The following is a 6,272-nucleotide window of genomic DNA, read 5'->3' on the forward strand; positions in this document are numbered from 1 at the left end:
CTGATTACGGCGATCTGAACCCATTCCTGAACATCAGCGATCCGCATAATATCAGTACCGGTAACCCCAATCTTAAACCCGAAAAAGGCGACAACTTTGAGTTGGGTTATAACAAATCGTTTGACAAGGGAGCTAATATCAACATAGCGGCCTTCTATCGCCGTAACACTGATGATATTCAGCAGTTCACTACCTTTTACTCTACGTTTGATGTAAACGGTACTACTTATACTGATGTATCATTGAACCAGCGTTATAACATTGGTTCGGAAGAGCGGATCGGTATAAACCTTTATGGTTCGGTACCGGTAACCGACAAATTGAGCCTGCGTACCAATATGATCTTCAGTGACAGGCGCAGCACCAATCCTGGTTTTGCCAATGTAAGCGCTTTTGCTTACCGCCTTAACTTAAACGCGCAATACAACTTTGGTCATGATTTGAGTGCCGAGTTTTTTGGTAACTATAATTCATCGCAAAAAGGTATCCAGGGTACCAATCCTAAGTTTGTGTTTTACAACTTTGCCATGCGCAAAATGTTCATGAACAAAAAGGCGAGCATCGGGCTTACAGCTACCAATCCATTTGCTAAATACGTGAGTCAAAGCTCATCAACTTTTGGCAGTAACTTTTACTCAACCAACGTTAGGCTGATACCTGTACAATCGTTCGGCATAAGCCTGAGCTATAAGTTTGGTAAGCTTGAGTTTAAGAAGGACAAAGAAAAAGACAAAAATAATGACCAGGATAATGGCGGCGACAATGGCCCTCAAGCTGAAAAAGGGAAATAAAATATACTCATGAAGCCAGGCGGATGTTATTCTGAATTTTGAAATCCGGCTGGCTCTGAAGTTGAAATGACAAAAGAGGGCTGTCACCCTGAGCTTGTCGAAGGGTCGCGCGCAGAGGCCCTGCCCACCATGCTTCGACAAGCTCAGCATGACACCCATTGTTAATTATATCATGGATAATACTGAAACAAGCTTGGCACAACTGAAGATTAACAAAAAAAGCGATGATAACTCATCGCTTTTTTTGTTTCTAAAAGCCCTCTCCTTTGGAGAGGGTTGGGTGAGGTCTTACCCGTTCTTGATCAAAATACTTTCAATGATCAGGGTTGTATCTTCACAGCTGTCGGTAGCGGTTTCCATGGCCGCAAATACATCTGTGTACTTAATTAGTTCAATCGGATCTTTTTCGTTATTAAGCAGATCGGCAAAGGCTTTATTATGAACTGAGTCGGCCTGTGCTTCCAGTTTTTTAATGTTGCTGCAAAGTTCAAAGATCTCGGCCGATTTGCTCAGGTTATTCATTGCATTTACCGCTTTTTCAAGCTCGGTGCTGGTTTTAAGGATCAGCGCAGCCAGATCTATCATCGGCTGTGTAATAACAGGCACGTTGTAAAGGTTTATCCTGCGGGCAGCCATGGTAATGCTATCAGCAACATCATCAATTGCCGATGCCAGATCGCACATATCCTTGCGGTTAAACGGCGATATCAGCATCCGGCCCGATTCTGAAAATACCCGGTGTGTAACTTCGTAGCTTTTGAATTTTAGTTTATCAATATGGGCAAAATTGAATTTTTGCTCGTATGATGTTGAGGCATTAACAGCTTCGTTCAGCAGCCTGGCCATTTCGGTAACATTGGCTACAGCAGTGTTGAACAAATCGTAAAAAACCTGGTTTGAGTTCGGGAATATCGATTTTGAGTTAGTGCTCTTCATTGATCTGTTTTATCAGTCGTGAATTTACAGTAGTTATATTAAGCGGATTTTAAAATATGTCACTATAAATTATTCAGCGGATAAAAGTAACCATTAATACAATGCCAAATGTTAAGTTAATGTTAAGAATAGTTAAGCCAATGTAATAAAACGAAATTGATGCTGTTGTAACTTGTTGATTTAAAGTGAGAAGAAACCTGCCGATTGAATTAAGAAAATTGTGTAACATTTAAGTTTAATTAAAACAATCCTGCCATCCGCTGTATTGTATTTGTATTAGTTAATGCGATTATGAAAGCCGGGGAAAAGCATTATAAATGCGTAAACAGCAAAACAGGTTACGTTATTTATTACCATTCGCTGAGCAGCAGGCTCAGCAAGGACGAAGTGAAGGCCGAATTAGAAAAAATACGTACACGTGTAGCTATTCAAAACGGCATTTACCTTGAAACACTTTATTGGGATGAAATGAAGCAGGATGCGGAACTGACGCAATAGGCTGCAAGGTTACAGGCTGGAAATATAACTGATTTTAAATAAGCGTTTTATTTAGAAATAAATATCTACATTTATTTACCTTTATATAAACCAGTTTAAACCTATCATTATCCTTGTTATGAAAAAAATAATGCTACCGCTATTAGCGGCATTGTGTTGTTCTGCGCCTGTTTTTTCGCAAAATAATCAACCTGTTATTCCATTAGATACTATTGTGTCGCGCCTGCAAGCTTTATCGGCCGGTAAAGCAATTGAAAAAGCCTACCTGCATTTTGATAAACCTTATTATAACGCCGGCGATACACTTTATTTTAAAGCATACGTTACCCTTGGTGAACAGCATGAGTTATCAAAATTAAGCGGTGTACTACATGTTGATCTCATCAGCCCCGCCGGTTCTCTCCTGAGATCCATCTCGCTACAATTGGTTAACGGTTTAGCGGCCGGCGATTTTAGTCTCTCCAATACATTATCCGGAGGCACCTATCGCATAAGGGCATACACTAAATGGATGCTGAATAACGGGCAGCTTAATTTCTTTGATAAGAGGATAAACGTTAATAACAGAACATCGCCAGGCAATAAAGCTTTAGCTACAAAAGCCGGGGTCCAATTTTTTCCGGAAGGTGGAAGTTTTGTAAACGGTATACCCACCAAACTGGCCTTTAAGGCGGTGAGCACAAATGGGCTTGGTCTTCATGTTAAAGGTGTTGTAGTTGATAATACCAATGCGGAAGTAACCAAATTTGAATCGACCCACCTGGGCATGGGGCTTATATTTATTACTCCCGAAGCCGGCAAAACCTATAAAGCTAACTTAACCTATGCCGATGGTACCAAAGCTACTGTTGAGTTGCCGAAAGCAGATAACGAGGGGATTACCTTAATGGTTAACAACGATAGCGCTGATAAGCTCGGTATTGAAATAAATGCCAATAAAGCTTATTACCTTAAAAATAAGAACAAAGAGATAGGGGTGATCATATATTCGGGCGGTGTTGTCAGATCGGTAAAGGCAGTGCTTGATAACCAGGTGCTTGATTTAAATCTCAATAAAAAAGATTTTAAAACAGGAGTGGTGCAGGTAACGCTTTTTTCGGCACAGGGTGAGGCGATCAATGAGCGCCTGGCATTTATTCAGAACGCCGATCAGCTAACTATTACCCCTGTAAGCGATAAAGCCTTATATCCGGCAAGGGGGAAAGTACATGTTTCTTTAAATGCAAAAAATAAGAATGGCGAGGCGGTAAAAAGTTATTTATCGGCAACAATTGTTAATGCGGGTAATGTGCCCATTGTTGAGGATGATGAAAATACATTATTATCATCCCTGTTACTTACCTCCAATTTGAAAGGTACAATTGAGCAGCCCAATTACTATTTTGTTAATGTTAACAACGATACTCGGGCTAATTTAGATATCCTGATGCTTACCCGCAACTTTAGCAGGTTTGAATGGAAGCAATTGCTGAGCAACGAGAAACCGGCCATGGCATACAATGCTGAAATTGGTTTTGATATTTCGGGGGAGGTGAAATCAATGGACGGGAAACCGGTTGATGGCGCTACGGTTACATTAATGCCCCGGGCCGGCGGAGCTTTACTGTCGCAAATTACCGATCATGAAGGTGATTTTGTTTTCAAAAACCTGGTGTATAACGACGAAACCCAGTTCGTGATCCAGGGTAAAACAGCTACAGGGGGCAATAAGATCCATATATCCGTTTATCCGGCGCCGGCGATAGCAGATATGAGTACAGAAGATTTTATTAGCCCGGCGAAAGGTTCAATTACTACAGGAAATGATCAAACAATGCAACAACCGGTTTATTTAGCTGATGCAAATAAAAGAGGATTTAATGCTGTTGTAAATAGCAATAAAAGAGTTAATGACCAGAAACCGGCTACAGAAACATTGGCCAACGAAAACCTGAAAGATCAGAATTTGTTGACTACCGGGTTGGAAGGGCGTTTAACCGGAGTTATACTAAGGGATGGAGTGCCTTTTTTGGCAGATAAGGCAAATGCTGCTATGCAAAACGGACCAATGCTTATTATTGCTGATGATACCGCATTGCCGCCAGGAACGAGTGTTAATAATTACAACCCAGTTGATGTTGAAAGTGCAACAGTGTTAAAAAATGCTGATGCAGCCATATATGGCATAAGGGGAGCTAACGGTGTATTGATATTAAAAATGAGAAAGGCAGCATCTTCAGGAAAAGTTAAGAACATTGCTTTACCGGGCTTGTTGTATTATACAGCGGAGGGTTTTTACAAGGCAAATACTTTTCATTCGCCTGTTTATGAAGGTTCGGAGCAAAGAACTAATAAGCCCGATACCCGGAGCACCATATACTGGAACCCCGATATAGTAACAGATAAAGATGGCAATGCATCGTTTGATTTTTTTAATGCAGACAGCAAAGGTACTTATCGTTTGGTAATTGAAGGTATTGATGAGGCGGGTAATATAGGGCGCAGTGTGGTCACGTACAAGGTGCAGTAATATGGGCGCATAAAAAACCCTGCCTTACGGCAGGGTAAAAAAACCACAACAATTGTTTAACCTTCGGGCTATGAATCCCTCCGGTCTATTCCTAACTGCAATATGATCTTTCAATTAATTAAACAATATAAAATGCAAATGGTTTAACCACCATGTGTTTATTTTCAGTGTTTTATGTGTTAAAATCACCTGTCGCAGGTATTTAAACGAATAGTTGTTTTTAAACCAAATTTCAATCTATATTTACTTAAATAAATTATGAGAAATCTTATGAAAAAATCATTTCAGCTTAAGGCGGCATTCCTGTTTGCTTTTGCCTTATTGGTATCAGCAGTAACTTTTGCCCAGGACAAACCAGCAAGCCCGCGCGATAGCGTTAGCGGTAAAGCTGCAGGTTCAACCATTACCATTAACTATGGCAGCCCTTCGGTTAAAGGCCGTAAAATTTGGGGCGGACTTGAAGCTTATGGTAAAGTATGGCGTGCAGGTGCTAACGAAGCCACCACTTTTACAACAACAAAAGATATTAAAGTTGAAGGTAAAACACTGGCAGCAGGTACTTATGGCTTTTTCCTGATCCCTGCCGAAAACGGTACCTGGACAGTTATTTTTAACAAAGTGGCTAAACAATGGGGCGCGTTTAAATACGATGAATCAAAAGATGCCCTGCGTGTAGATGTTAAAACCAAAGCAGCGCCAGTGCACGAAAGATTAGTTTATACAGTTGATGCAAAAAGCTTTTGCCTATTCTGGGATAAGATCGTAGTGCCGGTTTCTGTAAAGTAAATGATATTGAGTAACCTTATTTTTCACAATTTTGAAGGCCCCCTGCCCGGGGGCCTTTTGCATAAACCGGGTTTTTTAGCTTGCTAAAGCATTCTTTTTTTAACATGCCCCTAAAGCGCTATATTTACCCTACATAATGCGCTACCCAACCAATAAAAAACCTGTACTAAAAAGAATCATCGCAATCATATTATTGGCATTGGCCATTTTTTTGCTGATGCTGTTTGCTGATCACCCTGCCGCTGTTGAGCGTTACTATGCCAATGGTTTTTATATCATTATTTGCAGGGTTTTTCATTCCGTTTTAAACATATTTCCATTTAGTGTTGGCGATATAGTATATATAGCCATTGTTATTTATTTGATCTATGCGGTGGTCAGGTTAATTGTCCTGCTGTTTAAAAAACGCTTTCAAATAGCTGGCAGGCTTTTTTTAGGGCTGATCATAGGCGTACAGGCAGGGATACTTGCTTTTTATCTTTTTTGGGGGATGAATTATTTCAGGCTGCCGGCCTCTGAGCGGCTTAGGCTTAGGGATACCTCATTTACCACCGCCGATCTTAAGGCCGTAACCTGCATGCTGATCGACAGCGCCAACGTTACCCGTGCACGGCTGACACCTACAGACTGGGGCCAGAGCAATACTCATATCTACAATACAGCCCGGCATGCTATTTACACGCTCAGTAAAGATTCTGCCAATTTCAGGGCTTATAACCCCGATATAAAGCCCTCAATACTTACCCCATTGT

At 40.8% G+C, this 6,272-nt stretch carries 6 protein-coding genes; 5 read left to right on the top strand and 1 reads right to left on the bottom strand.

Annotation, left to right across the window (positions count from 1 at the left end; genetic code table 11):
• On the top strand, positions 1–791 hold a 791-nt coding region (locus VF500_RS04675; RefSeq protein WP_330858567.1), incomplete at its 5' end, for an outer membrane beta-barrel family protein.
• A gap of 288 nt (positions 792–1,079) precedes the next feature.
• On the opposite strand, the gene VF500_RS04680 is transcribed toward VF500_RS04675, so the two are convergent.
• Positions 1,080–1,727 (bottom strand): DUF47 domain-containing protein, encoded by a 648-nt coding sequence (locus tag VF500_RS04680; RefSeq protein ID WP_330858568.1) that lies wholly within the window; start codon positions 1,725–1,727, stop codon positions 1,080–1,082.
• 291 nt (positions 1,728–2,018) lie between these two features.
• Here VF500_RS04680 and VF500_RS04685 point away from each other — a divergent pair, with 291 nt between their 5' ends.
• The 4 genes from VF500_RS04685 to VF500_RS04700 all read left to right on the top strand — a co-directional run.
• Positions 2,019–2,225 carry a hypothetical protein gene (locus VF500_RS04685; RefSeq protein ID WP_110582980.1) on the top strand — a complete coding sequence of 69 codons (207 nt, stop codon included), beginning with the start codon at positions 2,019–2,021 and terminating at the stop codon, positions 2,223–2,225.
• A 118-nt stretch (positions 2,226–2,343) separates the two neighbouring features.
• On the top strand, positions 2,344–4,734 hold the full coding sequence (locus VF500_RS04690; RefSeq protein ID WP_330858569.1) for a hypothetical protein: 2,391 nt from the start codon (positions 2,344–2,346) through the stop codon (positions 4,732–4,734).
• Positions 4,735–5,004: 270 nt separating this feature from the next.
• On the top strand, positions 5,005–5,520 hold the full coding sequence (locus tag VF500_RS04695) for a DUF2911 domain-containing protein (RefSeq protein ID WP_330858570.1): 516 nt from the start codon (positions 5,005–5,007) through the stop codon (positions 5,518–5,520).
• A gap of 136 nt (positions 5,521–5,656) precedes the next feature.
• On the top strand, positions 5,657–6,272 hold a 616-nt coding region (locus VF500_RS04700), incomplete at its 3' end, for a DUF3810 family protein (RefSeq protein WP_330858571.1).

Origin of the sequence: Mucilaginibacter sp., assembly GCF_036383575.1 — a bacterium.
Taxonomy (GTDB): domain Bacteria; phylum Bacteroidota; class Bacteroidia; order Sphingobacteriales; family Sphingobacteriaceae; genus Mucilaginibacter.